Raw genomic sequence first — 26,458 nt, 5'->3', positions numbered from 1 at the left:
TCCTTTGTTTTTATTTGGTTTTGTTTAATATTTGCTTGCTTATTGTTTGTTATTTCTTAATGCTTATATTTTTAGTTGTTAGTGTTTTTATATTTGTTGGATTTTTAAATCTTATTTTTTCATTCTTGCGCTTGAGTTTTTACTTCTTATTTTTTGTGTTTTGTTTAATGCTTTTGCTTACTTGATCTTAATGTTTTGTTTTTAGAGTTTTAAACGCTCAAGGATTTGGGTTTTAATTTCTTTCGGATCTAATTGAACAAGTTGTTGGCGTTCAAAATTGCGTGCCTGAAAATCAATGCAATAACTCAAAAATAATAGAATCGTTTTCATAGGGGGCAACTAGGCGCATGCCCGAATAATGGAATTGAGCACAAGAAAGCACAATAAATACGCTGTAGGGTTTTAATAAGGGATTTCTATTGTGTGGATTGAGTTTGATAACACCTCCAAAAGCAATTGGTTTTATATTTTTGTTTTCATCAGATGGGCTTTGTAAAATAACTTGTTCTAAAAAATGATTGATGAGCGGCACTCTATGCACTGATGTGAATCTAGAGATAGACGCCTTTTGTAATGCTGATGCAAGACTTCTTCCCATCGTATGGTTCTCTAAAACTTGTGCTTTTGGGACAACTTGCAATTGATCGATCATTATCTCAATTTCTTCGTTTATAATGTAGTTTTTATGCGAAGGGTATTTTTTGCCTTGTTTATTTTTTGTTGTTTGTGGGAATGCTAAGAAAAAGTCCTTGTTTTTATAAAATCCCTATTTTACTGAACTTATTGGATAAAACCTGCTTAAGTTAAATTGATCTCATTCTATTATAAAATATAAAAAATCAAATCTTAAAGGAAAATCATGCAAGAAAATCAAACCCGCCCTTTTATATGCCCCAAGTGTCAAGAGCCAATTGATGTGAATGAAGCGCTATACAAACAGATTGAGCAAGAAAATCAAAGCCGGTTTTTAGCCCAACAAAAAGCGTTTGAAAAAGAGGTGAATGAGAAAAGAGCGCAGTATCAGAGCCATTTCAAAGCTTTAGAGCAAAAAGAAGAGGCCTTAAAAGAGCGAGAGAAGGAACAAAAGGCCAAATTTGATGATGCAGTCAAACAAGCGAGCGTGCTAGCCTTGCAAGATGAAAGGGCTAAAATCATTGAAGAAGCCAGAAAAAACGCTTTTTTAGAGCAGCAAAAGGGCTTGGAGTTGTTGCAAAAAGAATTGGATGAGAAATCCAAACAGGTCCAGGAACTGCACCAGAAAGAAGCGGAAATTGAAAGGCTAAAAAGAGAAAATAACGAAGCAGAGAGCCGATTGAAAGCGGAAAATGAAAAAAAATTGAATGAAAAATTGGAAACGGAAAGAGAAAGAATAGAAAAAGCCTTGCATGAAAAGAATGAATTGAAATTCAAGCAGCAAGAAGAGCAATTAGAAATGTTAAGAAATGAGTTGAAAAACGCTCAAAGAAAGGCTGAATTAAGCTCGCAGCAATTCCAAGGCGAGGTGCAAGAATTAGCGATTGAAGAGTTTTTGAGGCAAAGATTCCCCTTAGATTGCGTTGAAGAAATCAAAAAAGGGCAAAGAGGGGGCGATTGCATTCAAGTGGTGCATACTAGGGAATTTCAAAATTGCGGGAAAATTTATTATGAGAGCAAACGCACTAAAGAATTCCAAAAAGCTTGGGTGGAAAAGCTTAAAAGCGACATGCGAGAGATTGGGGCTGATGTGGGGGTCATTGTGAGCGAAGTGCTGCCTAAAGAGATGGAGAGGATGGGGTTATTTGAGGGGGTGTGGGTGTGTTCGTTTGAAGAGTTTAAGGGGTTGAGCACGGTGTTAAGAGAGGGGGTTATTCAAGTGAGTTTGGCTAAAAAAAGTCAGGAAAATAAGGGCGATAAAGTGAATCTGCTCTATCATTATTTGACAAGCTCTGAATTTTCTATGCAAGTGAATGCGATTATAGAGGGATTTGAGCAATTGAGAGCGGATTTAGAAAGAGAAAAACGCGCGATGAATAAGATTTGGAAAAGCAGGGAAAAGCAAATGGAAAAAGTGTTTGAGGGCACGATTAACATGTATGGCTCTATTAAGGGCATTGTGGGTAATGCGATAGGGCAAGTGAAAGCGTTGGAGCTTGGGTATGATGGGGAAGATTTAGAAGATTAGTTTTTGTGGGGTGCTTTGAGATAATATTATATTAGGAGAAAATGTGGGCAATAAAGATCATAGTAAAGGTTCAAGTTGGCACAAATGGGATTTGCATGCGCATACGCCATACACACATTTAAATAAGGCGTATAAATGTTCTGAAGAGGAGTTCATACAAAAACTATGTGATAGCAAAATTGATTGTATTGGATTAACGAACTATTTTAAGTTTAATGAGAAAGAATTTGAATTAAAAGAAAAAATAGAAAAGAAGGGCATTAAGGTTTTTTATAATTTAGAAGTCAGGTTGTCTTACAAGAATAATAAAAATGAGTTTTTGGATTTCCACATTATTTTTTCAGATGAGATCTTAAGTGATAATATAAAAAGGTTTTTATCAGATATGAAAGCTACTATTGATGGACCTGATAAAAGACTTGCAGATTTAGAAAAAAATGATTTTAATAAAGCGGTAGTTAAATTTGATCAATTATTGGAATGTTTAGAGGAAGAGTCTTTAAACTTGAGAGGCAAGTATTTATTAGGGTTTTTATCAAGGGGGCATGGCAGTATTGAATGTGAGTTTCTTGAAAAAGGTGGTCGCAATGAGGCTATCTATAAAGAAGTCATTAATAAGTCGCATTTTTTAATCCATTCATCAAATAACCAAGAAAATCTTAAAAAGGATAGAGAATCTTGGCTTGAATATAACAAACCTCTCTTACAGAGTAGCGATGCCCATAAAGAGGATTCAATAGGGAAAAAATACACTTGGATAAAGGCTGAAAAAACTTTTGAGGGGTTAAAGCAAATTATTTATGAGCCAGAAACAAGAGTGAGCATTGATAAAAATAAACCTGAAGATCCTTTATATAAGATAGATCGTGTGGAGTTGCGCTTTGATAGAGAAGTAAAAATCACCAATGAAAAAGGCGATACTCCTTTTTGTTACGCAGGATTTAATGAAACGCTATTTTTTAGTCCGAACTTTACTTGTGTGATAGGGGGTAGAGGAAGCGGTAAAAGCACTTTGTTGCAATTGATAGCCTCAGCAATTAAAAATAAAAGTTTTGTGAAAGGCTTAAACCATGAAACTATTCAAAATATAAAGATACAGCCAGACATAGACCTGGTGGATAGCGTAGAGTATTTAGCTCAAAATGAGGTAGAAGAATTTGCAACTAATGTTTCAAAATTCACAGAGGCTATTTTTAACAGAATAGATAGCAAGTTAAGTGGAAACCTTAAGGAGTTAGAAAAGCAAATTACAAAAGGCATTGAAAAGTTTGATGATCAAATCGCATATTGGCAAGAAAAGAGCAAACTAGAAGAGCGATTAAAAGAGAGCGAAAAAATAAGAAAGAAATCCCAAAGTATTGTAGATGCTTATACGGATAAAGACTATTTGGACAAAAGAGATAAATTGCAAGCAAAACGCAAAGCGCTCATTGATTTAGAACAATCTAAAGAGGGATTTTTGACTTTTATTAAAGAATTAAAACGGGTGGTGAATTTTGAATCAAAAGAAAACATGGAAGAAAAAAATAGCTATGATAAGGTCTATAACCAACTCAAACAAGATATTTGTAAGGAACTTGAACAGATAGATATAAATATAAAAAACGGGTGTTTTAAAAGCGAAGATGAGAAAATAAGGACGCTAAAAACAGAACGCGAAGTATTGAGCCAAGAGATTGGGGAATTTCTTAAAGAAAAAGGCGTGAGCGATGAAAATATAGGAGATATTAGAAACGCTAATGACCGTTTGGTAAACATAAAAAAGAACATTGATGATTTGAAGCATGAAATAAAAGAGAACGCTAACAAAATAGAGAATTTTTCTTATGAAGATATGGATAAAAATATTGAAGAATTTAAAGATCAAATCAATGAGGAATTAAGCAAAATCAATTCGGCTCTTGAAGAAATTTCAAAAAATCACAAAGAAGTGAGACCAATTACCATAGAATATCGTTTGAATGAAGATATTTTTGAAGAGGTTTTTGAGGATTTTGATAAATTGGTGGATAAGGGTTTTAATACCCAAAGACACCAATCAAAAATCAAGGAATATTTAAAAGAAATTGAATTAAAAAATGTTACAGGTATGCAACACGCAGAATTTATAGAAAAGCTTGATAGCCGAATTGAAAATAAAAAAGCGGCATTTTATGAAACCATGAAGGATATATTTGATAGAGAAATTCATTTTCAAATCTATCGGATTCTCATTCTCAAACATTTAAGGAATGTTAAAAAATATAAAATTTTTAAAGTCCGTTATGACAAAAGAGCTTTAAACGAAACTTCCTTTGGGCAAAAATGCACGGCTGTATTGGTTGCCCTTTTATCTTTAGGGAATAACCCCATCATTATTGATGAGCCAGAAGCGCACTTGGATAGCGCTTTAATCGCTAATTATTTAGTTGCTTTAATTAAAGAGCAGAAACAAAAAAGACAAATTATTTTTGCCACCCATAACGCTAATTTTGTTTTGAACGCTGATGCAGAGTTGATTATTCAGTTAAAAAATGAGAATAACAAGATAGTCGTGCGATCTTTTATGATTGAGAGCGATGCATATAAAGAGGATTTATTGAAATTAGAGGGAGGCGAAAAAGCTTTTAAGGATCGTGAAAGAAAGTATGGCATTACAAAAGATAAATATTAAAAACAAGGAATAACATGCGCATCGTATTTATGGGAACGCCGGGATTTGCTGAAGTGATCTTAAGGGCGTTAGTTAAAGATGAAGAGATAAAGGTGGTGGGGCTATTCACTCAAATGGATAAACCTTTTGGGCGTAAAAAAGAATTGAAAGCCCCAGAGACTAAAACATATATTCTAGAAAATCATTTAAACATCCCCATTTTCCAGCCACAAAGTTTGAAAGAGCCTGAAGTTCAAATTTTAAAAGATCTAAAGCCGGATTTTATCGTGGTGGTGGCTTATGGTAAGATTTTGCCTAAAGAGGTTTTAACCATCGCTCCTTGCATCAATGTGCATGCGTCGTTATTGCCTAAATACAGGGGGGCTTCGCCCATTCATGAGATGATACTCAATGACGATAAGATCTATGGCATAAGCACCATGCTTATGGATGTGGGGCTGGATAGCGGGGATATTTTAGAAAGCGCTTCATTTTTAAGAGAAGATTATTTGAATTTAGACGCTTTAAGTTTAAAATTAGCGCATATGGGGGCAGCCTTACTCCTTTCAACGCTCAAAAATTTCTCTTCCATCACAAGAAAACCTCAAGATCACACGCAGGCTACTTTTTGTAAAAAAATCACCAAAGCCGATGGTTTAGTGGGTTTTAAAGACGCTAAAAGCTTGTTTTTAAAATCGCTTGCGTTTAAATCTTGGCCAGAAATCTTTTTAGAAAACAGCCTTAAACTTTTAGAAGTGGGGTTGGTGGAGAATGAAAAGAGCCACAAGGAAGGCGAGATTTTGAGAATTGATGAAAAAGGCGTTCTTGTGGGTTGCTTGAAAGGCAGCGTGTGCATAGCTTGGTTGCAAGCGGTGGGTAAAAAGCCTTTGAAAGCGAAGGATTATTTGAATGGCAAGCGTTTGAAAGCGGGCGATATTTTGGCATGAGAAAAAGCATGAGAAAATGTGAAAAAAGGATTTTTGATAGCCTGCCTTCCACGCAAATCTATCTTTTAGAAAAACTTAAAAACGATGTGCTCAAAGCCCCTGTTTTGATTGTGGCTAAAAACCAAAGCGCTGGGATAGGCAGTAGGGGGAATATTTGGGAGGGTGTAAAAAGCGCTTTGACTTTTTCGCTCGCTTTAAACGCAAGCGATTTGCCTAAAGATTTACCCTTGCAAGCGAACGCTTTGTATTTAGGGTTTTTATTCAAAGAAGTTTTAAAAGATTTAGGCTCTCAAACCTGGCTTAAATGGCCTAACGACTTGTATTTAGGGGATCAAAAAATAGGGGGCGTGCTGGTTAATGTTTATAAAGACATGCGGGTGTGCGGCATTGGCGTGAATAGGGTTTCAAAGAAATGGGCATGTTTAGATATTGGCGCGAGCGATGATTTGATTATAGAGGGCTTTTTAAAAAAAATAGAAGAAAATCTTTTTTGGGGGGAAATTTTAAGTAAGTATGCGTTAGAATTTCATAGAAGCAACTCTTTTAGTTTCCATAATGATTGGGGCGAAGCGGTGAGTTTGAAAGATGCGGAATTGTTAGAAGATGGTCGCATTTGTATTAAAGGTAAGATTTATGATAGGATGTGAGTATGATGAGTGAAATCATTGCAGTGGCTAATCAAAAAGGGGGTGTGGGCAAAACAACAACAGCGGTTAATTTAGCGGCTTCTTTAGCAGTGCATGAAAAAAAAATCTTGCTGATTGATTTTGACCCTCAAGCCAACGCCACTTCAAGCTTGGGTTTTAGGCGCGATAAAATTGATTATGATATTTATCATGTGTTGATTGGCCGTAAGCAAATTTCTCAAGTGATCTTAAAAACCCAAATGCCTTTTTTGGATCTAGTGCCTTCTAATTTGGGTTTAGCTGGGTTTGAAAAAACCTTTTATGATAGCGTTCAAGATGAGAATAAACGAGGCGAGCTCATGCTCAAAAACGCCTTAGAGAGCGTGGTGGGGCTTTATGATTATATCATTATTGATTCCCCGCCAGCTCTAGGGCCTCTCACGATCAATTCGCTTTCAGCAGCCCATTCGGTGATCATTCCTATCCAATGCGAATTTTTTGCCCTTGAAGGCACTAAATTATTGCTTAACACCATTAGAATGCTGCAAAAAAGCACGAACCCTAAGCTCAAAATCAGAGGTTTTTTGCCCACTATGCATGTCCCTCAACTCAATTTGACAAAAGGGGTTTTAGCGGAATTGTTCAAGTATTTTGACTCAGAGTTTTTTAGAGATTCAGCTACAGGAGAGTATATTATGATCCCTAAAAGCGTGAAACTAGCGGAATCGCCTAGTTTTGGTAAGCCTATTTTGCTCTATGATATTAAATCTAATGGCAGTATCGCTTATCAAAAATTAGCTCAAAGCATTCTTCAAGGGTAGCATATGGCAAAAAATAAAGTGTTGGGTAGGGGTTTAGCGGATATTTTCCCTGAAATCAATGAAGTGTATGAGCAGGGGCTGTATGAAAGAGCGAATCGGGTTGTGGAGCTTGGTATTGATGAGGTGATGCCTAATCCCTACCAGCCCAGAAAAATCTTTAGCGAAGATTCTTTAGAAGAATTAGCGCAATCCATTAAAGAACATGGTTTGTTGCAACCGGTTTTGGTGGTGAGTGAGAACGGGCGTTACCATTTGATCGCTGGTGAAAGGCGCTTAAGAGCGAGCAAATTAGCTAAAATGCCTACGATTAAGGCGATTATTGTGGATATTGAGCAAGAAAAAATGCGTGAAGTCGCTTTGATTGAAAATATCCAACGAGAAGATTTAAACCCTTTAGAGTTGGCTAGATCTTATAAAGAATTGCTTGAAAGCTATAAAATGACCCAAGAAGAGCTGTCTAAAATCGTTAAAAAATCCAGAGCCCATGTGGCTAATATCATGCGTTTATTGACGCTCTCTTCTAAGGTTCAAAACGCTCTTTTAGAAGAAAAAATCACTTCAGGGCATGCAAAAGTTTTGGTGGGTTTAGATGAAGAAAAACAAGAATTGATCTTAAATTCCATTATAGGGCAGAAACTCAGCGTGCGCCAGACAGAAGATTTAACGCGTGATTTTAAAATAAACGCAAATTTTGACAATAAAAAACATGGTTTCAAGGAAACCCAAACGCTCATCGCTGAAGATGAATTAGAGCGCTTTAATCAAAGTTTGTGGGATCGTTACAAGCTTAAAGCGGCTTTAAAAGGGAATAAAATAGTTTTACGATGTTATAAAAATTCTCTTTTAGAGGCTTTTGTGAAAAAAATGATGTCTTAATGCTTAGATATTCTCAGTTTTTAAGCGATTTTTTGTTAAGATAGAGTTAATGTTTTTATAACAAATGCGAATTTCAAATATTTTGTAGGTTTTTAGGAAAGAAATAGGCTATGAATATATCGGTTAACCCCTATTTAATGGCGGTCGTTTTTGTAGTGTTTGTGTTGTTGTTATGGGCGATGAATGTTTGGGTGTATAGGCCTTTGTTGGCTTTTATGGATAACAGACAGGCAGAGATAAAGGATAGCTTGGCTAAAATCAAAACGGATAACACCCAAAGCGTGGAGATTGGCCATCAAATTGAGACTCTTCTTAAGGAAGCTGCTGAAAAGCGCAGAGAAATGATAGCAGAAGCGATTCAAAAAGCCACAGAGTCCTATGACGCTGTGATCAAGCAAAAAGAGAACGAACTCAATCAAGAGTTTGAAGCGTTCGCAAAGCAATTACAAAATGAAAAGCAAGTCTTAAAAGAGCAGTTGCAAGCGCAAATGCCGGTATTTGAAGACGAGTTAAACAAGCGTGTGGCTATGGGTTTAGGGAGTTGATAGATGGTGTTAGTTAAAATGGTGTTAGGGTTTTTGATCCTTTTAAGCCCTTTGTGCGCTACTGGATTGGATATTTCACAAACGGACATTATAGAGCGATCTTTAAATTTCCTCTTATTTGCGGGGATTTTGTGGTATTTTTTGGCTAAAAAACTGCGAGCGTTTTTGCACTCCAAAAGCCTTGAAATCTCCAAACGATTAGAAGAGATTCAAGCCCAACTTAAAGTGAGTAAAGAAAATAAGAAAAAACTCCTTAAAGAATTAGAGCAAGCCAAAGAAAAAGCTGAATTGATTATTTCTGATGCGAATAAAGAAGCCTACACGATCACGCAAAAATACGAATTGCAAACCAAAATGGATGTGGAAAATTTGATCAAAAATTCTAAGGCGTTGATGGATTTAGAAGTTAAAAAGATCAAAAGAGAGCTGGTTGAAAGCGTTTTTAAAGATCTAAGAGAGAGCAAAAAAGTCTCTTTCAATGCACAAGATTGCGTGAATATTTTGAAACAAAGGCTTTAAATGCAAGATTTAAAAGTGATCTCTAAGCATTATGCTAAGGCGTTGAAAAACCACACTAAAGGCGATTTAGCGTTATTGGAAGAAATCGTTGTGGGGCTTAAAAATGCAGCAGAAGCCATAAAATTGCACAAACTCAACCGGGTGTTAGTCCATGTTTCTCTAAAAGTGAAAAAAGAGGTTGTATTTGAAATCTTAGAAAAAATAACTTCCACAAAAGCATGTTCAGTGTTAAAGCCTGTGATGGAAGTGGTGTTAAAAAATAATAGGCTTGATATGCTGGAATTGATCATTCAAGAGCTGTCTTTTGATTCTAAAAAGACTTTAGAAGCCACGCTTTTAGTCCCACAAAAGCTTGAAAACAATGAGCTAGAAGCCGTGCAGCAAAAATTGCAAGTGCGTTTTAACGCTCCTGTAGAAATCGCTCAAGACACTTGGTCTAAAAAAGGGGTTTCTTTGAGCGTTTCAAGCCTGGATTTAGAAATAGGCTTTTCTAAAGAAGATATTTTAAAGAAAATAGAAAAACAGATTATTCAATCTATTTAATCAATCTAAGGAGATAAAGATAATGTCCCAACTAAAATTGGAAGAAATCAGCTCGGTTATTGAAGAAAAAATCAAGAATTTTGAACTTGATTGCGATATGGCTGAAGTAGGAAAAGTCGTTTCATACGCTGATGGTGTGGCTAAGGTTTATGGCTTAAATGGTGTGATGTCGTATGAAGTGCTAGAGTTTGAAACAGGGGATAAAGGCGTTGCGGCTAACTTAGAAGAAGATAGCGTTGGCGTGATTGTGTTTGGTTTTGGCAACAATATTAAAGAGGGGACTAGCGTTAAACGCACGAAGAGTTTGATGAAAGTTCCTGTGGGCGATGCAATTGTGGGGCGTGTGTTGAACGCTTTGGGTGAGCCTATTGATGGCAAGGGTGAGATAGAAACGAATGAGTTTAGTCTCATCGAGCAAAAAGCCCCGGGCATTATGGACAGAAAATCCGTGCATGAGCCTTTACAAACAGGCATTAAAGCCATTGATGCGTTGGTGCCTATTGGGCGTGGGCAAAGGGAATTGATCATTGGAGATAAACAAACCGGTAAAACCACCGTAGCGATCGATGCGATCATTAACCAAAAAGGGCAAAATGTGATCTGTATCTATGTGGCTATTGGGCAAAAAGAATCCACTGTTGCGCAAGTGGTGCGCAAATTAGAAGAATACGGAGCGATGGAATACAGCGTCGTGATCAACGCTTCGGCTTCAGATTCAGCTGCGATGCAATATTTAGCCCCTTATTCAGGTGTGGCTATGGGGGAATACTTTAGAGATCATGCCCGCCATGCCCTAATCATTTATGATGATTTGAGTAAGCATGCTGTCGCTTACAGAGAAATTTCTTTGATTTTGAGAAGACCCCCAGGTAGGGAGGCTTTTCCTGGAGATGTGTTTTATATCCACTCACGGCTTTTAGAAAGAGCGGCTAAGCTTTGCGATGAAAAGGGTGCGGGTTCTTTGACCGCGCTCCCTATTGTGGAAACTCAAGCGGGCGATGTTTCAGCTTATATCCCTACGAATATCATTTCTATTACAGACGGGCAAATTTTCTTAGAAACGGATTTGTTTTATTCAGGGATCCGCCCGGCTATCAATGTGGGCTTATCGGTTTCAAGGGTTGGAGGGGCCGCTCAAATCAGAGCGACCAAGCAGGTTTCAGGGACTTTGCGCTTGGATTTAGCGCAATACAGAGAGCTGCAAGCCTTCACGCAATTCGCTTCTGATTTAGATGAAGCGAGTAAAAAGCAATTAGAAAGGGGGCAACGCATGGTAGAAGTGCTGAAACAAGCCCCTTATTCGCCCTTGCCTATTGAAAAGCAAGTGGTCATTATTTACGCTGGGGCTAAGGGCTTTTTAGATAGCGTGAGCGTGAAAAAAGTCGTGGATTTTGAAGAGCAATTGCACCCTTTCTTGGAAGCAAAATACCCCCAAGTTTTAGAAGAAATCCACACTAAAAAAGCGCTAGATAAGGATTTAGAAGCCATGCTAAGAAAAGTCTTAGAGGAATTTAAGCTCACTTATAGCGAGTAGGAGACGGCTAGAACATGGCGAATTTAAGAGACATTAGAAAGAAAATTGGAAGCGTTAAAAACACGCAAAAAATCACGCATGCGATGAAACTCGTTTCCACTTCCAAGCTAAGAAAGGCTGAAGAAGTTGCAAGAAATTCCAGAGCGTATGCGTTGAAACTGGACGCTGTGTTTGATGATGTGCTATCTAAGATGAAAAATCAAGGGATTGAAGACATTCAAAGCAAGTATTTTAGGGAACTAGAAAGACTTGAAATCAAAAAAGTGGATATTATTTTTATCACAGCCGATAAAGGGCTTTGTGGGGGCTTTAACACCAATACCATTAAAAAAGTTTTAGCATGCACGAATGAATACAAAGAAAAAGACATTAAAGTGCGTTTGCGCGGCATTGGTAAAAAGGGTAATGAGTATTTTAGCTTTAACGGGATAGAGGTTTTAGACAAGATCAATAATTTGAGTTCTATGCCTAATTATGAACGCGCTCAAGAATTCATGAAAAAAGTGGTAGAGGATTATTTGAGTGGGAAAACCGATAAGGTGATTATCATTCATAATGGCTTTAAAAACATGATCAGCCAAGAAATAAGAGTCAAAACAATTTTGCCTATTGGGTATAAAATCATCCACCAAAACCCTCAGCCTAATGAGACGCAAGAGACTATTACTAGCGAACCAAGCGGGAGTGAAGATGAAATTTTAGACTCTTTGGCAGAAAAATATGTGGAGTATAGTTTATACTATGCTTTGATTGATTCTTTAGCCGCAGAGCATAGCGCTAGAATGCAGGCTATGGATACAGCGACAAATAACGCTAAAGATTTGGTTAAAACTTTAACTATTTCTTATAATAAAGCCAGACAAGAGGCGATTACGACCGAGCTAGTAGAAATCAATGCAGGCGTAGAAGCCCTAAAATAAAAATTACATTAAAATAAGGAGCGATGAAAGCGATGGAAGGTAAAATCATTCAGGTTTTAGGCCCGGTGGTAGATATGGAGTTTGAGTCCTATCTACCGGCGATTTTTGAAGCGTTAGACATTAATTTTGAAGTCAATGGCGCTCAAAAATCTTTAGTTTTAGAGGTGGCAGCCCATTTGGGCGGTAATCGGGTGCGAGCGATTGCTATGGATATGACAGAAGGCTTAGTGCGTAACCAAGCCGTCAAAGCTCGTGGAAAAATGATTGAAGTGCCTGTGGGCGAAGAAGTGTTAGGGCGCATTTTTAATGTTGTGGGCGAGAGTATTGACAATTTAGAGCCTCTTAAGCCGTCCTTAACCTGGCCCATTCACAGAAAAGCCCCTAGTTTTGAGCAGCAAAGCACTAAAACAGAAATGTTTGAGACCGGTATCAAAGTCATTGACTTGCTTGCACCTTATTCTAAGGGCGGTAAAGTAGGCTTGTTTGGTGGGGCTGGCGTAGGGAAAACGGTGATCATTATGGAGCTTATCCACAATGTGGCTTATAAACATAACGGGTATTCGGTGTTTGCAGGTGTGGGGGAGCGCACCAGAGAAGGGAATGATCTGTATTTTGAGATGAAAGAAGGGGGCGTTTTAGACAAAGTCGCGCTGTGCTATGGGCAAATGAATGAGCCACCAGGCGCGAGAAACCGCATCGCATTCACCGGCTTGACGATGGCAGAGTATTTTCGTGATGAAAAGGGCTTAGATGTGTTGATGTTTATTGACAACATCTTTAGATACGCTCAAAGCGGTGCGGAAATGAGCGCGCTATTAGGCCGTATCCCTTCAGCCGTGGGGTATCAGCCCACGCTAGCCGGGGAAATGGGGAAACTTCAAGAGCGTATCGCTTCCACTAAAAATGGCTCTATCACTTCGGTTCAAGCGGTGTATGTGCCAGCAGATGATTTGACTGACCCAGCCCCTGCTTCAGTGTTTGCGCATTTGGATGCGACTACGGTATTGAATAGAAAGATCGCTGAAAAAGGGATTTATCCGGCGGTGGATCCTTTAGATTCCACTTCAAGGATTTTAAGCCCTCAAATGATCGGCGAGAAACACTATGAAATCGCTACCGGTATCCAGCAGGTTTTGCAAAAATACAAGGATTTGCAAGATATTATTGCGATTTTGGGCTTAGACGAATTGAGCGAAGAGGATAAAAAGATTGTTGAGAGGGCCAGAAAAATTGAGAAGTTTTTATCCCAGCCGTTTTTTGTGGCTGAAGTGTTTACAGGAAGTCCTGGTAAGTATGTAACCCTTCAAGAGACTTTAGAGGGTTTTGGAGGGATTTTAGAGGGTAAATACGATCATATTCCTGAAAATGCGTTTTACATGGTGGGCAGCATTCAAGAGGTTTTAGAAAAAGCTAAAAACATGAAAAATTCCTAAGGGTTTTGCCATGGCTTTGTTGAAAATTAGTGTGGTAGTTCCTGAGGGGGAGGTTTATACAGGAGAGGTTAAAAGCGTTGTGTTGCCAGGAGTTGAAGGGGAATTTGGGGTGCTTTATGGGCATAGCAACATGATCACCTTGCTTCAAGCGGGAGTGATTGAGATTGAAACTGAAAACCAAAAAGAGCACATTGCGATCAATTGGGGTTATGCAGAAGTTACCAAAGAACGGGTGGATATTTTAGCCGATGGGGCGGTCTTTATTAAAAAAGAATCAGATGACAGAGATGATGCTATCTCTAGGGCTAAAAAGCTTTTAGAGGACGCAAGCTCTGACAGGTTAGCGGTCTCTAGCGTGCTTGCTAAGATTGAGTCTCTTTAGGGGGATAACATGTTAGATTCAATCGTTTATTTTTTCAATAAGAGCGGGTTTGTTACCACGCTTGTTTTAGTTTGGATTTCGCTTTATTTGGTGATGACTTTATGGGTCTTTTTGTATAAGAGCATTGTGTTAAAGATTGAGCTCAAGCGCGAGATGCAATCTTTGTCTAACATTCTTAATGGGGCACAAGACGCTCCAGAGCATTTTATGTTTAATAAAAAAAGAAATGATGAGACCAAAAGGTATTCTAATGAATTGTTGCAGGCTTGGAAACATCAAGTTCTTAAGCAAAGCACGACGGGTTTAGTGGTATTGAGCATCATCTCTTCTACAGCCCCCTTTATTGGTTTGTTTGGAACGGTGGTTGAAATTTTAGAAGCGTTTAACAATTTGGGCGCGTTAGGTCAGGCTTCTTTTGGGGTGATCGCACCCATTATTTCTAAGGCTCTTATCGCTACCGCTGCAGGTATTTTAGCGGCCATTCCAGCCTATTCTTTTTACTTGATTTTAAAACGCAAGGTGTATGATTTATCGGTTTATGTGCAGATGCAAGTGGATATTTTGTCTTCTAAAAAATAAAGCTTTTAAGGGGATTTGATAAATATCTTAAATAGGGAGTTAGAAGGTTTTTATGAATTATGATAACTATTGGGATGAAGACAAGCCAGAACTCAATATCACGCCTTTAGTGGATGTGATGCTTGTTTTATTGGCTATTCTTATGGTAACGACGCCCACTCTCACTTATAAAGAAGAGATTGCTTTGCCTTCTGGTTCAAAAACTGCTAGAGCCACTCAAGATAAAATGATAGAGATCCGCATGGATAAAGACGCAAAAATCTATATAGATAGTCAAACCTATGAATACAACTCTTTTCCGGATACTTTTAACTTGCTTTCTAAGAAATACGATAAAGATACTAGGGTTAGTATCCGCGCGGACAAGCGATTGACTTATGACAAAGTGATCTATTTGTTAAAAACGATTAAAGAAGCGGGTTTTTTAAAAGTTTCTTTAATCACAAGTCCTTAAAAAGCAGGGCTAATTTGCATGAGTAAGAGCGCGATCTTTGTTGTTTCTGGCTTTTTAGCGTTCTTGCTCTATGCTTTGTTATTGTATGGTTTGTTGTTAGAAAGGCACAATGAAGAAGCGGAGAAAATCCTTTTGGATTTGGGCAAAAAAAACGAACAAATCATTGATTTGAATTTAGAAGATTTGCCAAGCGATGAAAAAAAAGATGAAAAAGTAGTTGAAAAAAAAGATGAAAAAGTAGCTGAAAAAAATGCAACTGATAAGGAGGGCGATTTTATTGATCCCAAAGAACAAGAAGAAAGCCTTGAAAATATTTTTTCTTCACTCAATGATTTTCAAGAAAAGACAGACACAAACGCTCAAAAAGATGAGCAAAAAAATGAACAAGAAGAAGAGCAAAGGCGTTTAAAAGAACAGCAACGCTTGAGAAAAAACCAAAAAAATCAAGAGATGTTGAAAGGTTTGCAACAGAATTTAGATCAATTCGCGCAAAAACTAGAAAGCGTTAAAAATAAGACTTTAGATTTGCAAATCCCTAAACAAGATGGGGTTGATGAAAAAGCCTATCAAGAGTGGTATGCTCAAATCTATCAGATTTTATATAAAGGTTGGAAAGGGGTTTTTTACCACAAGGCTTCAGTGAGCGTGCTGATTATGATCACTAAAGATGGAGAGTTTGATTATACCATTCTTAGCTACTCCGATTTTAAGGATTATAACAAGAGTGTGATGACCCTTTTAAATGATTTAAAGAAAGTGGATTTTCCCCCATATCCTGGAGGAAACATGATTTCTATTCAAGTTAATTTCACCACTAAGGAAGAACAATGAGGTATTTATGGCTTTTTTTAATATGCGCTATAGGGCTTTTTGCAACAGATAAAACACTAGATATTATTAAAACCATTCAAAAACTTCCTAAGATTGAAGTGCGCTACTCTATAGATAACGATGCCAATTACGCTTTAAAATTGCATGAAGTCTTGGCGAATGATTTAAAGACTAGTCAGCATTTTGATGTTTCTCAAAACAAGGAGCAAGGCGCTATCAATTACGCAGAACTCAAGGATAAAAAAGTCCATCTTGTAGCGCTTGTGAGCGTGGCGGTAGAAAATGGTAAAAAAATTTCACGATTAAAACTTTATGATGTGGATACAGAAACGCTCAAAAAGACTTTTGACTACCCCATTTTAAGTTCCGATTTATACCCTTTTGCAGCGCACAACATGGCCATTGTGGTGAATGATTATTTAAAAGCCCCTTCTATCGCTTGGATGAAGCGCCTTATTGTTTTTTCTAAATATATTGGACCAGGAATCACAAACATCGCATTAGCCGATTATACGATGCGCTATCAAAAAGAAATCATCAAAAACAACAGGCTCAATATTTTCCCTAAATGGGCGAACGCTGAGCAAACGGAGTTTTATTACACGCAATATGGCGAAAGAACGCCCATGATTTTAAAATATAACATCCAAAAAGCCACTCATGAGAATGTTGCTAGCTCTCAAGGAATGGCTGTGGTCTCTAGCGTGAGTTCTGATGGCTCTAAAATTTTAATGTCTTTAGCCCCTGATGGCCAACCGGATGTGTATTTGTATGACACGCATAAAAAAACTAAAACCAAAATAACGCGCTATCCTGGAATAGATGTCTCAGGAGTGTTTTTAGAAGATGACAAGTCTATGGCTTTTGTTTCGGATAGATCCGGTTATCCTAACATCTATATGAAGAAATTGGGATTAAAAGAGAGCGCGGAGCAACTCCTTTATGAAGGAAGAAGCAATGAATCCATTGACGCTTATAAAGACAGTATCGTGTATGTAAGCAGGGAAAATCTTAATGAATTTGGCAAAACAGTGTTTAATTTGAATTTGATCACTCTAAACAGCAAATATATCCGTAGGCTTACCGTGAATGGCTCTAACCAGATGCCTCGTTTTTCTATGGATGGGAGGAATATCATGTATATCAAAAAGACACCCCAAGAATACGCCATGGGGCTTATTTTGCTAGACTATAATCAGAGTTTTTTATTCCCTTTAAAGAATGTGAAAATACAAGCCTTTGATTGGTAAGGTTAAATTAAGCGAATATGAGTTAATATTGACATTTATTAAATTTTATTCTTGGAGAATTTATAATGAAAAGATCTTCTGTATTTGGTTTCTTGGTAGCTTTTTTATTCATAGCTGGTTGTAAACACAACATGGATAAAGAAACCGTGGCTGGTGATGTGAGCGCTAAAACGGTTCAAAGTGCGCCTGTTTCTACAGAGACAGCTCAAGAAAAACAAGAGCCTAAACAAGAGCCAGCTCCAGTGGTTGAGGAAAAGCCAGTTATTGAGAGTGGGACTATAATCGCTTCTATTTATTTTGATTTTGATAAGTATGAGATCAAAGAATCCGATCAAGAGACTTTAGATGAGATCGTGCAAAAAGCTAAAGAAAACCACATGCAAGTGCTTTTGGAAGGCAATACCGATGAATTTGGCTCTAGCGAATACAACCAAGCGCTTGGCGTTAAAAGGACTTTGAGCGTGAAAAACGCTTTAGTCATTAAGGGGGTAGAAAAAGATATGATTAAAACCATCAGTTTTGGTGAAACCAAACCCAAATGCACTCAAAAAACTAGAGAATGCTACAAAGAAAACAGAAGGGTGGATGTCAAATTAGTGAAGTAATTCTAGGATGAAAAGGCTTTTTTTTATCCCTTTTATCGCTCCCTTTTTTCTCAATGGGGAGCCTTCAGCGTTTGATTTGCAAAGCGGAGCTACCAAAAAAGAACTCAAGCAGTTGCAAGTCAATAGTAAGAATTTTTCTAATATTTTGACCAAAATCCATTCGCAAGTAGAGGCTAACACTCAAGCTCAAGAGGGTCTAAGGAGCGTTTATGAAGGGCAGGCTAATAAGATTAAAGATCTCAATAACGCTATCCTTTCCCAAGAAGAATCCTTACGAGCCTTAAAAGCTTCGCAAGAAGTGCAGGCTAACACATTAAAGCAGCAATCGCAAACTTTGGAGGATTTGAGGAATGAGATTCATGCTAACCAGCAAGCTATCCAGCAGTTAGACAAGCAAAATAAAGAGATGAGTGAATTATTGACCAAGTTAAGCCAGGATTTGGTTTCACAAATCGCCTTAATCCAAAAAGCCCTCAAAGAACAAGAGGAAAAAGCTGAAAAGCCGCTCAAATCAAGTGCTCCGACTGATAAAAACCCTCCTTTAAAAGCCGAATCCCCAAAAAATCAAGAGAGAAAAACCCAAGAAAAGGCAAAAGTTGAGTTTGATAAAGACTTGTCTAAGCAAAAAGAGATTTTTCAAGAAGCTCTGTCTTTTTTTAAAAATAAATCCTATGCAGAAGCCAAAGAGCGTTTGTTGTGGTTAGAAGCCAATAGTTACCGACTTTATTATGTGCGTTATGCGCTTGGAGAAGTGGCTTATGGGGAAAAGAGGTATAGAGAAGCGATCAAATATTACAAAGAGAGTGCTCTTTTAAATAAAAAAGCGTCTTACATGCCTGTGCTTTTGTGGCATACGGCATGGTCGTTTAAAAAAATCAAAGACGATCAAAACTATTATAAATTTTTAAACACTTTGCAACACCTGTATCCTTCAAGCGAACAAGCTAAAATGGCAAAAAAAATCTTAGAAAACAAGGAGAAACACCATCATGCAAAACCATGATTTAGAGTCAGTCAAACAAGCCGCTTTGATTGAATATGAAGTGAGGGAGCAAGGTTCTAGCGTTGTGCTAGACAGCAATATTTCTAAAGAGCCTTTAGAGTTTATTATAGGCGCTAATCAAATCATAGCAGGGTTAGAAAAAGCGGTGTTAAAGGCTCAAATTGGCGAGTGGGAAGAGGTTGTTGTCGCCCCAGAAGAAGCTTATGGGGTTTATGAAAGCAGCTATTTGCAAGAAGTCCCTAGAGATCAATTTGAAGGCATTGAATTAGAAAAAGGCATGAGCGTTTTTGGGCAAACTGAAGATAATCAAACCATTCAAGCCACTATCAAAGATTTTAGCGCTACGCATGTGATGGTGGATTATAACCACCCGTTAGCCGGGAAAACTTTAGCGTTTCGTTTCAAGGTTTTAGGTTTTAGGGAAGTGAGCGAAGAAGAAATTTTAGCTTCACACCATGGCGGTGGGACAGGTTGCTGTGGCGGTCATGGGGGTCATGGCGGGAAGAAAGGTGGGGGTTGTGGTTGCTCATGCTCGCATGGGTAGTAGGGTAGTAGTAGGGTATAGGAGTATTTAAAAGGCAAGGTCATGAATAGTTCTAACCTCAAAAATTGGCTATTCCCTACCATTTGCTTTTTTTTATTTTGCTATATTTTAATTTTTTTAATGTTTTTTATGTTTAAAAGTTTGCAATCGCAATCGTTTGGCTCTGTGGCAGAAACCGGAAAAAAACCCATCACCACCACCAAGAAATTTGGTAAGGAATTGCAAAAACAGATTTCAAAAATCCATTAACTTTTTTTCTTTTTTGCCGATACTTGCTGTAATGAATTGAATATTAAATTAAAGGATTTTACAATGATCAATGCCATTTATTCTCCTGCTCCGGTGCAGTCTTTGGGGAATTACAAACGTGTGGAAAAGAATGAAAAAGTTGAAAACAGCGAGACCGCTCTTGATAGGGTAGCTGAAATCAAGCAAGCTATTGAAAATAACCAGTATAAAATCAACTTGCATGAGACTTCTCACAAAATGGCACAGGATTTATTGGGGATAAGCTAGGGGCTTCATTTCTAGGGGGTTTGTTCTTGCTGTCGTTTTGTTTTCCATTAAATTTTAGTTTCTTTATGTTTTGAGTTTTTTGCTCTCTTAAATAGGGCGTGTTTTTTTGTGTGTTAGGAATGATTGATTGGGAATTTTAACTTTTATGGATTTTTGCTCTGGTATTGGTGGAGGTCGTTTGGGCTTGGAGCAATGCCGTTTAAAATGCGTAGGGCATGCCGAAATCAATCATGAAGCCCTTAGAACTTATGAATTATTTTTTAAGGACACCCATAATTTTGGGGATTTGATGCGAATCAACCCTAATGATTTGCCCGATTTTGATGCGTTAGTTAGCGGGTTTCCTTGTCAGGCTTTTTCTATCAATGGCAAAAGGAAAGGGCTTGAAGATGAAAGAGGGACTATTATTTATGGGCTTATTCGTATCTTAAAAGTCAAACAGCCCAAATGTTTCTTGCTTGAAAACGTTAAGGGCTTAATCAACCATAAGCAGCAAGAAACTTTTAAAACCATTATCAAAGCCCTACAAGAAGCGGGTTATACAACTTATTATAAAATTTTAAACAGCGCTGATTTCCAATTAGCCCAAAAGAGGGAACGCCTTTATATCGTAGGGTTTAGGAAGGATTTGAAACACCCATTTCATTTCCCTTTAGGTTTAGCCAATGATTATTGTTTTAACAATTTTTTAGACGCTGGCAATGAATGCTATTTGGATGTGAGTAACGCTGCATTTCAAAGATACTTGCACAACCCATACAACCATAACCAGGTTTCTTTAGAGAATATCTTAACTTTAGAAAACGCCGTTTTAGACACAAGACAATCTGATTTAAGGTTGTATTTTAATGTTTTTCCTACTTTAAGGACTTCTCGGCATGGCCTGTTTTATATTCAAAAAGGCAAAATCAAAAGATTAAACGCTATTGAAAGCCTGCTTTTGCAAGGATTTCCTAGGGATTTGATCGCTAGGATTAAAAATAATCCTAACTTTAAAGAAAGCCATTTATTATCCCAAGCAGGGAATGCGATGAGTGTGAATGTGATTGCTGCAATCGCTAAACAAATGTTAAAGGCGATTCAATAAGGGAGCTTTAAGGGGAGAATGATTTCAAAATACCCCCTATCCCCTTAAGAAATTGGGTTTTATCATCAAATAAAACGGCATAGTATTTGCTTGAATATCACTGAAACAAGAGCTAAAGGATTTGTTATGGTCGTTTTACATTTTCATTTAGAAAACGCACTAAACCAATTGAAAGAATTGATTGATTTAACCGAGCACGATATAAGAGACATCAAGCTCGCTAAACACACCGAAATTTTTGAAAGAAACCATCAAAAACAGCTAGCGATTCAAGCTTTTGAGAAAGAAAAAGCGAATATAGATGCACAAATGTTGTCTTTAAAAAACCAATTCCCTAATAAAGAAATGAGTGAATTATTAGACGAAAAAACGAGCGATTTTTTAAACCAAATGCGAGAGTCCTTGTTTGTTTTGAAAGAAAAAAACCTGATTTATTCGCGCATGGCGTTTGCGGTCTCTGAGTTTTATTCTTCGCTCATCCAACAAATCATCCCCCATGACACTTGCGACTATAAAGGCTCTAGGCATGTGGGGAGCCATTTTTTAAGAGTGCAGGCGTAAAATGGGCGGGATTTTATCTTCACTCAACACTTCTTACACGGGCCTACAAGCCCATCAGAGCATGGTGGATGTTACCGGGAATAACATTTCTAACGCCAGCGATGAATTTTATAGCCGTCAGCGTGTGATTGCAAAGCCCCAAGCGGCTTACATGTATGGCACTAAAAACGTGAATATGGGCGTGGATGTAGAAGCCATTGAAAGGGTGCATGATGAGTTTGTTTTTGCTCGTTACACGAAGGCTAATTACGAAAACACTTATTACGATACAGAGTTTTCGCATTTAAAAGAAGCGAGCGCGTATTTTCCGGACATTGATGAAGCGAGCCTTTTTACGGATTTGCAAGATTATTTTAACTCATGGAAAGAATTGTCTAAAAACGCCAAAGACTCTGCTCAAAAACAGGCTCTCGCTCAAAAAACAGAAGCTTTAACGCACAACATTAAAGACACTAGAGAAAGATTAACGACCTTACAGCATAAAGCGAGCGAAGAATTAAAAAGCGTGATTAAAGAAGTCAATAGCTTGGGTTCTCAAATCGCTGAGATCAACAAACGCATTAAAGAAGTGGAAAACAACAAGAGTTTAAAGCATGCCAATGAATTAAGGGATAAGCGAGATGAATTAGAGTTTCATTTGCGAGAGCTTTTAGGGGGGAATGTTTTTAAAAGCAGCATTAAAACCCATTCGCTCACAGATAAAGACTCAGCGGATTTTGATGAGAGCTATAACCTTAATATCGGGCATGGGTTCAATATCATTGATGGTTCTATTTTCCATCCTTTAGTGGTTAAAGAATCCGAAAATAAAGGGGGTTTGAACCAAATCTATTTTCAAAGCGATGATTTTAAGGTTACTAATATTACTGACAAGCTCAATCAGGGGAAAGTGGGGGCGTTATTGGATGTGTATAATGACGGCTCTAACGGGACTTCAAAGGGCAAATTGCAAGATTATATTGATTTGTTGGATTCTTTTGCTAGGGGCTTGATAGAATCCACTAATGCGATTTACGCTCAAAGCGCGAGTCATCATATTGAGGGCGAGCCGGTGGAGTTTAACAGCGATGAAGCCTTTAAAGACACGAACTACAATATCAAAAACGGCTCGTTTGACTTGATCGCTTACAACACCGATGGTAAAGAAATCGCCAGAAAAACCATTGCTATCACGCCCATTACAACCATGAACGATATTATCCAAGCCATTAACGCTAACACTGATGACAATCAAGACAATAACACCGAAAATGATTTTGATGATTATTTCACAGCGAGCTTTAACAATGAGACTAAAAAGTTTGTTATCCAGCCTAAAAACGCTTCGCAAGGGTTGTTTGTTTCTATGAAAGATAACGGCACGAATTTTATGGGAGCGTTAAAGCTCAACCCTTTTTTTCAAGGCGATGACGCTTCTAATATCAGCTTGAATAAAGAATACAAAAAAGAGCCTACCACTATCCGCCCATGGCTTGCCCCCATTAATGGGAATTTTGATGTGGCGAACATGATGCAGCAATTGCAATACGATAGCGTGGATTTTTATAACGACAAGTTTGACATTAAACCAATGAAAATCAGCGAGTTTTATCAATTTTTAACCGGTAAAATCAACACGGATGCTGAAAAATCAGGGCGTATCTTGGACACTAAAAAGAGCATGTTAGAAACCATTAAAAAAGAGCAACTCTCTATTTCGCAAGTGAGCGTGGATGAAGAAATGGTGAATCTAATCAAGTTCCAAAGCGGCTATGCGGCTAACGCTAAGGTCATTAGCGCTATTGATCGAATGATAGACACTTTATTGGGGATTAAACAATAATTTTTCTACCCATAGCGTTTTGATCAAACAAGCCTTATTTAACTTCTTTTTTAAACTCTATATTTATTTTAAAACTCATTTTTGAGCCTTATTTATAACCAACACTCAAACAATGATGGTTAATAGCATCATATAAGCTGTAAGCGAGAGGGTGCTTTGTAAAGCTTATGCTATAATAACAATTATTGTTGATTGAAAGGAAAACAGATGAGACGGAGTTTTTTGAAAACGATTGGCTTGGGCGTGATAGCGCTCTCTTTGGGTTTGTTAAGCCCTTTGAGTGCAGCGAGTTATCCGCCCATTAAAAACACTAAAGTAGGCTTAGCCCTTTCTAGCCACCCGCTAGCTAGTGAGATCGGGCAAAAGGTTTTAGAAGAGGGAGGTAATGCGATTGATGCGGCTGTAGCGATTGGATTTGCTTTAGCGGTCGTCCATCCTGCAGCAGGCAATATTGGTGGTGGGGGTTTTGCGGTTATCCATTTGGCTAATGGTGAAAATGTTGCCTTAGATTTTAGAGAAAAAGCCCCTTTAAAAGCCACTAAAAACATGTTTTTAGACAAGCAAGGTAATGTAGTCCCTAAACTCAGCGAAGACGGCTATTTGGCGGCTGGAGTTCCTGGAACGGTGGCAGGCATGGAAGCGATGTTGAAAAAATACGGCACCAAAAAACTATCGCAACTCATTGATCCTGCTATTAAATTGGCTGAAAATGGTTATGCGATTTCACAAAGACAAGCAGAAACCCTAAAGGAAGCAAGGGAGCGGTTTTTAAAATACAGTTCTAGCAAAAAGTATTTTTTTAAAAAAGGGCATCTTGATTATCAAGAGGGGGATTTGTTTGTCCAAAAAGATTTAGCCAAGACTTTGAATCAAATCAAAACGCTAGGCGCTAAAGGCTTTTATCAAGGGCAAGTCGCTGATCTTATTGAGAAAGATATGAAAAAAAATGGAGGGATTATCACTAAAGAAGATTTAGCCAGTTACAATGTGAAATGGCGCAAACCCGTGGTAGGGAGTTATCGTGGCTATAAGATCATTTCTATGTCGCCGCCAAGTTCGGGAGGCACGCATTTGATCCAGATTTTAAATGTCATGGAAAATGCGGATTTAGGTGCTCTTGGGTATGGGGCTTCTAAGAATATCCATATCGCTGCAGAAGCGATGCGTCAAGCTTATGCGGACAGATCGGTTTATATGGGAGACGCTGATTTTGTTTCAGTGCCGGTGGATAAATTGATTAATAAGGCGTATGCCAAAAAGATTTTTGACACTATCCAGCCAGATACGGTTACGCCAAGCTCTCAAATCAAACCAGGAATGGGGCAGTTGCATGAGGGGAGCAACACCACGCATTATTCTGTAGCGGACAGGTGGGGGAATGCCGTCAGCGTTACTTACACCATTAACGCTTCTTATGGGAGCGCTGCTAGTATTGATGGGGCAGGGTTTTTATTGAACAATGAAATGGATGATTTTTCCATAAAACCAGGAAACCCCAATCTCTATGGTTTAGTGGGGGGCGATGCGAATGCGATTGAAGCCAATAAACGCCCTTTAAGCTCCATGTCGCCTACGATTGTGTTGAAAAACAATAAGGTTTTCATGGTGGTAGGAAGCCCTGGAGGGTCTAGAATTATCACTACGGTGTTGCAAGTGATTTCCAATGTCATTGATTACAATATGAACATTTCTGAAGCGGTCTCAGCCCCTAGATTCCATATGCAATGGTTGCCTGATGAATTAAGGATTGAAAAGTTTGGCATGCCCGCTGATGTGAAAGATAACCTCACTAAAATGGGCTATCAAATCGTTACTAAGCCGGTCATGGGCGATGTGAATGCGATCCAAGTTTTGCCTAAAACTAAAGGGAGCGTTTTCTATGGATCAACGGATCCAAGGAAAGAATTTTGACTTTTTGAAGAATACAGGCTTTTTATCTCTCATCTTTCTCTATTTTTCGGGGGGGGGGGACTTTTTAGCGAGAAAATCTTAAATTTAGTTTTAATATTCATAAAAATAGTGTAAAATCTCTCATTACAAGAGACGATATTAGATCTAAAATGGTGTATGCAGAATGGAGTTTGAGAATGTCTGTTAGTTCTAGAACGCATGCAGTTTCTTTTTTAAGATCGGTAGCTATTGACATTATGTTTGATCTTATTAATAGCAGAGGAGTAACAATGGGATACGCAAGCAAATTAGCCTTGAAGATTTGTTTGGTAGGTTTGTGTTTATTTAGCGCTCTTGGTGCAGAACACCTTGAACAAAAAAGGAATTATATTTATAAAGGGGAGGAAGCCTATAATAATAAGGAATACGAGCGAGCGGCTTCTTTTTATAAGAGCGCTATTAAAAATGGCGAGCCGCTTGCTTATGTTCTTTTAGGAATCATGTATGAAAATGGTAGGGGTGTGCCTAAAGATTACAAGAAAGCGGCTGAATATTTTCAAAAAGCGGTTGATAACGATATACCTAGAGGGTATAACAATTTAGGCGTGATGTATAAAGAGGGTAGGGGCGTTCCTAAAGATGAAAAGAAAGCCGTGGAGTATTTTAGAATAGCTACAGAGAAAGGCTATACTAACGCCTATATAAACTTAGGCATCATGTATATGGAGGGTAGGGGCGTTCCAAGCAACTATGTGAAAGCGACAGAGTGCTTTAGAAAAGCGATGCATAAGGGTAATGTAGAAGCTTATATCCTTTTAGGGGATATTTATTATAGCGGGAATGATCAATTGGGTATTGAGCCAGACAAAGATAAGGCTATTGTCTATTATAAAATGGCGGCTGATGTGAGTTCTTCTAGGGCTTATGAAGGGTTATCAGAGTCTTATCGGTATGGGTTGGGCGTGGAAAAAGATACGCAAAAGGCTGAAGAATACATGCAAAAAGCATGCGATTTTGACATTGACAAAAATTGTAAGAAAAAGAATACTTCAAGCCGATAACTCTCAAACTTGGGCTTGATTCAAGGGTTTTTTGTTTATGCTAAGTAGCGTGTTTTTTGAACAATTGATTTGAAGCGATAGATTAAAGATATTGCATTTTTCATGGCTAAGCGGCTTTATATTAAAAACTTTAGCCAAAAACATTGCTTGCTATAACTTTGCTTTGTTTTTGCCTTAAATACTCCCCCAATCTTAACAAACCCCCTAGACTTACAAACTCCAATAACGCAGAAATCCCTACAAGCGGGAGAGATGCGATCACTTTTGGAACTAATAACCTAAACCCTGAAATGGTTGAATTTCTGCACAAAAACAA

General features: G+C 38.0%; 27 protein-coding genes and 2 pseudogenes. 27 read left to right on the top strand and 2 right to left on the bottom strand.

What is annotated here, in order from left to right:
- Positions 1-292 precede the first annotated feature (292 nt).
- Entirely contained in the window at positions 293-652 is a 360-nt protein-coding gene (locus FIM44_RS07845) for a hypothetical protein (protein WP_232728238.1), read from the bottom strand.
- A gap of 207 nt (positions 653-859) precedes the next feature.
- Here FIM44_RS07845 and FIM44_RS07840 point away from each other — a divergent pair, with 207 nt between their 5' ends.
- The 27 genes and pseudogenes from FIM44_RS07840 to FIM44_RS07710 all read left to right on the top strand — a co-directional run bounded on the left by FIM44_RS07840 (position 860) and on the right by FIM44_RS07710 (position 26,142).
- Positions 860-2,161, top strand: a complete 1,302-nt coding sequence (locus tag FIM44_RS07840; RefSeq protein WP_140579648.1) for a DUF2130 domain-containing protein — start codon at positions 860-862, stop codon at positions 2,159-2,161.
- Positions 2,162-2,204: 43 nt separating this feature from the next.
- Positions 2,205-4,827, top strand: a pseudogene (locus FIM44_RS07835) (TrlF family AAA-like ATPase).
- 1 nt (position 4,828) lies between these two features.
- Positions 4,829-5,740, top strand: a complete 912-nt coding sequence (gene fmt / locus FIM44_RS07830; RefSeq protein WP_140579646.1) for a methionyl-tRNA formyltransferase — start codon at positions 4,829-4,831, stop codon at positions 5,738-5,740.
- An 8-nt stretch (positions 5,741-5,748) separates the two neighbouring features.
- Positions 5,749-6,387 carry a biotin--[acetyl-CoA-carboxylase] ligase gene (locus tag FIM44_RS07825; protein ID WP_140579645.1) on the top strand — a complete coding sequence of 213 codons (639 nt, stop codon included), beginning with the start codon at positions 5,749-5,751 and terminating at the stop codon, positions 6,385-6,387.
- A gap of 5 nt (positions 6,388-6,392) precedes the next feature.
- Positions 6,393-7,187 carry a chromosome partitioning ATPase Soj gene (gene soj, locus FIM44_RS07820; RefSeq protein WP_041169236.1) on the top strand — a complete coding sequence of 265 codons (795 nt, stop codon included), beginning with the start codon at positions 6,393-6,395 and terminating at the stop codon, positions 7,185-7,187.
- A gap of 3 nt (positions 7,188-7,190) precedes the next feature.
- Positions 7,191-8,063: a ParB/RepB/Spo0J family partition protein gene (locus FIM44_RS07815; RefSeq protein ID WP_140579644.1), complete on the top strand. Its 873-nt coding sequence runs from the start codon at positions 7,191-7,193 to the stop codon at positions 8,061-8,063.
- A 110-nt stretch (positions 8,064-8,173) separates the two neighbouring features.
- Positions 8,174-8,608, top strand: coding sequence for a FoF1 ATP synthase subunit B' (locus FIM44_RS07810; RefSeq protein WP_001027624.1), 435 nt, complete (start codon positions 8,174-8,176; stop codon positions 8,606-8,608).
- Positions 8,609-8,611: 3 nt separating this feature from the next.
- Positions 8,612-9,127 (top strand): F0F1 ATP synthase subunit B, encoded by a 516-nt coding sequence (locus tag FIM44_RS07805; RefSeq protein ID WP_000244688.1) that lies wholly within the window; start codon positions 8,612-8,614, stop codon positions 9,125-9,127.
- Complete coding sequence (locus FIM44_RS07800; RefSeq protein WP_140579643.1) at positions 9,128-9,670, top strand: F0F1 ATP synthase subunit delta; 543 nt, start codon at positions 9,128-9,130, stop codon at positions 9,668-9,670. It begins immediately after the preceding gene.
- Positions 9,671-9,692: 22 nt separating this feature from the next.
- The gene (gene atpA / locus FIM44_RS07795) at positions 9,693-11,204 is read left to right on the top strand and encodes a F0F1 ATP synthase subunit alpha (RefSeq protein ID WP_140579642.1); all 1,512 of its coding nucleotides are present in this window, start codon (positions 9,693-9,695) and stop codon (positions 11,202-11,204) included.
- Positions 11,205-11,218: 14 nt separating this feature from the next.
- Positions 11,219-12,124, top strand: coding sequence for an ATP synthase F1 subunit gamma (atpG, locus tag FIM44_RS07790; RefSeq protein ID WP_000002171.1), 906 nt, complete (start codon positions 11,219-11,221; stop codon positions 12,122-12,124).
- Between the two features lie 32 nt (positions 12,125-12,156).
- The gene (gene atpD / locus FIM44_RS07785; protein ID WP_162970166.1) at positions 12,157-13,557 is read left to right on the top strand and encodes a F0F1 ATP synthase subunit beta; all 1,401 of its coding nucleotides are present in this window, start codon (positions 12,157-12,159) and stop codon (positions 13,555-13,557) included.
- 10 nt (positions 13,558-13,567) lie between these two features.
- Entirely contained in the window at positions 13,568-13,939 is a 372-nt protein-coding gene (atpC, locus tag FIM44_RS07780) for an ATP synthase F1 subunit epsilon (protein ID WP_001196318.1), read from the top strand.
- A gap of 9 nt (positions 13,940-13,948) precedes the next feature.
- A complete protein-coding gene (locus FIM44_RS07775; protein ID WP_000887313.1) occupies positions 13,949-14,518 on the top strand; it encodes a MotA/TolQ/ExbB proton channel family protein in 570 nt (189 codons plus the stop codon).
- 52 nt (positions 14,519-14,570) lie between these two features.
- Positions 14,571-14,972 carry an ExbD/TolR family protein gene (locus FIM44_RS07770; protein WP_001105106.1) on the top strand — a complete coding sequence of 134 codons (402 nt, stop codon included), beginning with the start codon at positions 14,571-14,573 and terminating at the stop codon, positions 14,970-14,972.
- A gap of 18 nt (positions 14,973-14,990) precedes the next feature.
- Positions 14,991-15,803: an energy transducer TonB gene (locus FIM44_RS07765; RefSeq protein ID WP_140579641.1), complete on the top strand. Its 813-nt coding sequence runs from the start codon at positions 14,991-14,993 to the stop codon at positions 15,801-15,803.
- On the top strand, positions 15,800-17,053 hold the full coding sequence (gene tolB / locus FIM44_RS07760) for a Tol-Pal system protein TolB (RefSeq protein ID WP_140579640.1): 1,254 nt from the start codon (positions 15,800-15,802) through the stop codon (positions 17,051-17,053). Before FIM44_RS07765 ends, tolB begins: the two co-directional genes overlap by 4 nt.
- Positions 17,054-17,118: 65 nt before the next feature.
- Positions 17,119-17,658: an outer membrane protein Omp18 gene (locus tag FIM44_RS07755; protein ID WP_024422228.1), complete on the top strand. Its 540-nt coding sequence runs from the start codon at positions 17,119-17,121 to the stop codon at positions 17,656-17,658.
- 7 nt (positions 17,659-17,665) lie between these two features.
- Positions 17,666-18,661: a tetratricopeptide repeat protein gene (locus FIM44_RS07750; RefSeq protein WP_140579639.1), complete on the top strand. Its 996-nt coding sequence runs from the start codon at positions 17,666-17,668 to the stop codon at positions 18,659-18,661.
- Positions 18,648-19,205 (top strand): FKBP-type peptidyl-prolyl cis-trans isomerase, encoded by a 558-nt coding sequence (locus FIM44_RS07745; protein WP_140579638.1) that lies wholly within the window; start codon positions 18,648-18,650, stop codon positions 19,203-19,205. Before FIM44_RS07750 ends, FIM44_RS07745 begins: the two co-directional genes overlap by 14 nt.
- Positions 19,206-19,247: 42 nt before the next feature.
- Positions 19,248-19,454, top strand: coding sequence for a hypothetical protein (locus FIM44_RS07740; protein ID WP_001088955.1), 207 nt, complete (start codon positions 19,248-19,250; stop codon positions 19,452-19,454).
- 63 nt (positions 19,455-19,517) lie between these two features.
- The gene (locus FIM44_RS07735; protein WP_194148723.1) at positions 19,518-19,721 is read left to right on the top strand and encodes a flagellar biosynthesis anti-sigma factor FlgM; all 204 of its coding nucleotides are present in this window, start codon (positions 19,518-19,520) and stop codon (positions 19,719-19,721) included.
- A 127-nt stretch (positions 19,722-19,848) separates the two neighbouring features.
- Entirely contained in the window at positions 19,849-20,808 is a 960-nt protein-coding gene (locus tag FIM44_RS07730) for a DNA cytosine methyltransferase (protein WP_194148722.1), read from the top strand.
- 126 nt (positions 20,809-20,934) lie between these two features.
- Positions 20,935-21,369, top strand: coding sequence for a hypothetical protein (locus FIM44_RS07725; protein WP_131128545.1), 435 nt, complete (start codon positions 20,935-20,937; stop codon positions 21,367-21,369).
- A 1-nt stretch (position 21,370) separates the two neighbouring features.
- A complete protein-coding gene (flgK, locus tag FIM44_RS07720) occupies positions 21,371-23,191 on the top strand; it encodes a flagellar hook-associated protein FlgK (RefSeq protein ID WP_140579636.1) in 1,821 nt (606 codons plus the stop codon).
- Between the two features lie 207 nt (positions 23,192-23,398).
- Positions 23,399-25,102, top strand: coding sequence for a gamma-glutamyltransferase (gene ggt / locus FIM44_RS07715; RefSeq protein ID WP_140579635.1), 1,704 nt, complete (start codon positions 23,399-23,401; stop codon positions 25,100-25,102).
- 269 nt (positions 25,103-25,371) lie between these two features.
- Positions 25,372-26,142, top strand: coding sequence for an HP1117 family Sel1-like repeat protein (locus FIM44_RS07710; RefSeq protein ID WP_140579634.1), 771 nt, complete (start codon positions 25,372-25,374; stop codon positions 26,140-26,142).
- Between the two features lie 3 nt (positions 26,143-26,145).
- Here the strand turns inward: FIM44_RS07710 and FIM44_RS08865 are convergent.
- Positions 26,146-26,377, bottom strand: a pseudogene (locus tag FIM44_RS08865) (hypothetical protein).
- Positions 26,378-26,458: the final 81 nt, after the last annotated feature.

Origin of the sequence: Helicobacter pylori (genome assembly GCF_006440215.1) — a bacterium.
GTDB classification, from domain to species: Bacteria; Campylobacterota; Campylobacteria; order Campylobacterales; family Helicobacteraceae; genus Helicobacter; species Helicobacter pylori_CS.
This window is presented reverse-complemented; position numbering and strand designations above follow the sequence as displayed.

Excerpts from the sequence above, each read along its gene's own strand:
- FIM44_RS07845 (WP_232728238.1), bottom strand. The coding sequence starts at position 652 with ATGATCGATCAATTGCAAGTTGTCCCAAAAGCACAAGTTTTAGAGAAC.
- FIM44_RS07840 (WP_140579648.1), top strand. The coding sequence starts at position 860 with ATGCAAGAAAATCAAACCCGCCCTTTTATATGCCCCAAGTGTCAAGAG.
- fmt (WP_140579646.1), top strand. The coding sequence starts at position 4,829 with ATGCGCATCGTATTTATGGGAACGCCGGGATTTGCTGAAGTGATCTTA.
- FIM44_RS07825 (WP_140579645.1), top strand. The coding sequence starts at position 5,749 with ATGAGAAAATGTGAAAAAAGGATTTTTGATAGCCTGCCTTCCACGCAA.
- soj (WP_041169236.1), top strand. The coding sequence starts at position 6,393 with ATGAGTGAAATCATTGCAGTGGCTAATCAAAAAGGGGGTGTGGGCAAA.
- FIM44_RS07815 (WP_140579644.1), top strand. The coding sequence starts at position 7,191 with ATGGCAAAAAATAAAGTGTTGGGTAGGGGTTTAGCGGATATTTTCCCT.
- FIM44_RS07810 (WP_001027624.1), top strand. The coding sequence starts at position 8,174 with ATGAATATATCGGTTAACCCCTATTTAATGGCGGTCGTTTTTGTAGTG.
- FIM44_RS07805 (WP_000244688.1), top strand. The coding sequence starts at position 8,612 with ATGGTGTTAGTTAAAATGGTGTTAGGGTTTTTGATCCTTTTAAGCCCT.
- FIM44_RS07800 (WP_140579643.1), top strand. The coding sequence starts at position 9,128 with ATGCAAGATTTAAAAGTGATCTCTAAGCATTATGCTAAGGCGTTGAAA.
- atpA (WP_140579642.1), top strand. The coding sequence starts at position 9,693 with ATGTCCCAACTAAAATTGGAAGAAATCAGCTCGGTTATTGAAGAAAAA.
- atpG (WP_000002171.1), top strand. The coding sequence starts at position 11,219 with ATGGCGAATTTAAGAGACATTAGAAAGAAAATTGGAAGCGTTAAAAAC.
- atpD (WP_162970166.1), top strand. The coding sequence starts at position 12,157 with ATGGAAGGTAAAATCATTCAGGTTTTAGGCCCGGTGGTAGATATGGAG.
- atpC (WP_001196318.1), top strand. The coding sequence starts at position 13,568 with ATGGCTTTGTTGAAAATTAGTGTGGTAGTTCCTGAGGGGGAGGTTTAT.
- FIM44_RS07775 (WP_000887313.1), top strand. The coding sequence starts at position 13,949 with ATGTTAGATTCAATCGTTTATTTTTTCAATAAGAGCGGGTTTGTTACC.
- FIM44_RS07770 (WP_001105106.1), top strand. The coding sequence starts at position 14,571 with ATGAATTATGATAACTATTGGGATGAAGACAAGCCAGAACTCAATATC.
- FIM44_RS07765 (WP_140579641.1), top strand. The coding sequence starts at position 14,991 with ATGAGTAAGAGCGCGATCTTTGTTGTTTCTGGCTTTTTAGCGTTCTTG.
- tolB (WP_140579640.1), top strand. The coding sequence starts at position 15,800 with ATGAGGTATTTATGGCTTTTTTTAATATGCGCTATAGGGCTTTTTGCA.
- FIM44_RS07755 (WP_024422228.1), top strand. The coding sequence starts at position 17,119 with ATGAAAAGATCTTCTGTATTTGGTTTCTTGGTAGCTTTTTTATTCATA.
- FIM44_RS07750 (WP_140579639.1), top strand. The coding sequence starts at position 17,666 with ATGAAAAGGCTTTTTTTTATCCCTTTTATCGCTCCCTTTTTTCTCAAT.
- FIM44_RS07745 (WP_140579638.1), top strand. The coding sequence starts at position 18,648 with ATGCAAAACCATGATTTAGAGTCAGTCAAACAAGCCGCTTTGATTGAA.
- FIM44_RS07740 (WP_001088955.1), top strand. The coding sequence starts at position 19,248 with ATGAATAGTTCTAACCTCAAAAATTGGCTATTCCCTACCATTTGCTTT.
- FIM44_RS07735 (WP_194148723.1), top strand. The coding sequence starts at position 19,518 with ATGATCAATGCCATTTATTCTCCTGCTCCGGTGCAGTCTTTGGGGAAT.
- FIM44_RS07725 (WP_131128545.1), top strand. The coding sequence starts at position 20,935 with ATGGTCGTTTTACATTTTCATTTAGAAAACGCACTAAACCAATTGAAA.
- flgK (WP_140579636.1), top strand. The coding sequence starts at position 21,371 with ATGGGCGGGATTTTATCTTCACTCAACACTTCTTACACGGGCCTACAA.
- ggt (WP_140579635.1), top strand. The coding sequence starts at position 23,399 with ATGAGACGGAGTTTTTTGAAAACGATTGGCTTGGGCGTGATAGCGCTC.
- FIM44_RS07710 (WP_140579634.1), top strand. The coding sequence starts at position 25,372 with ATGGGATACGCAAGCAAATTAGCCTTGAAGATTTGTTTGGTAGGTTTG.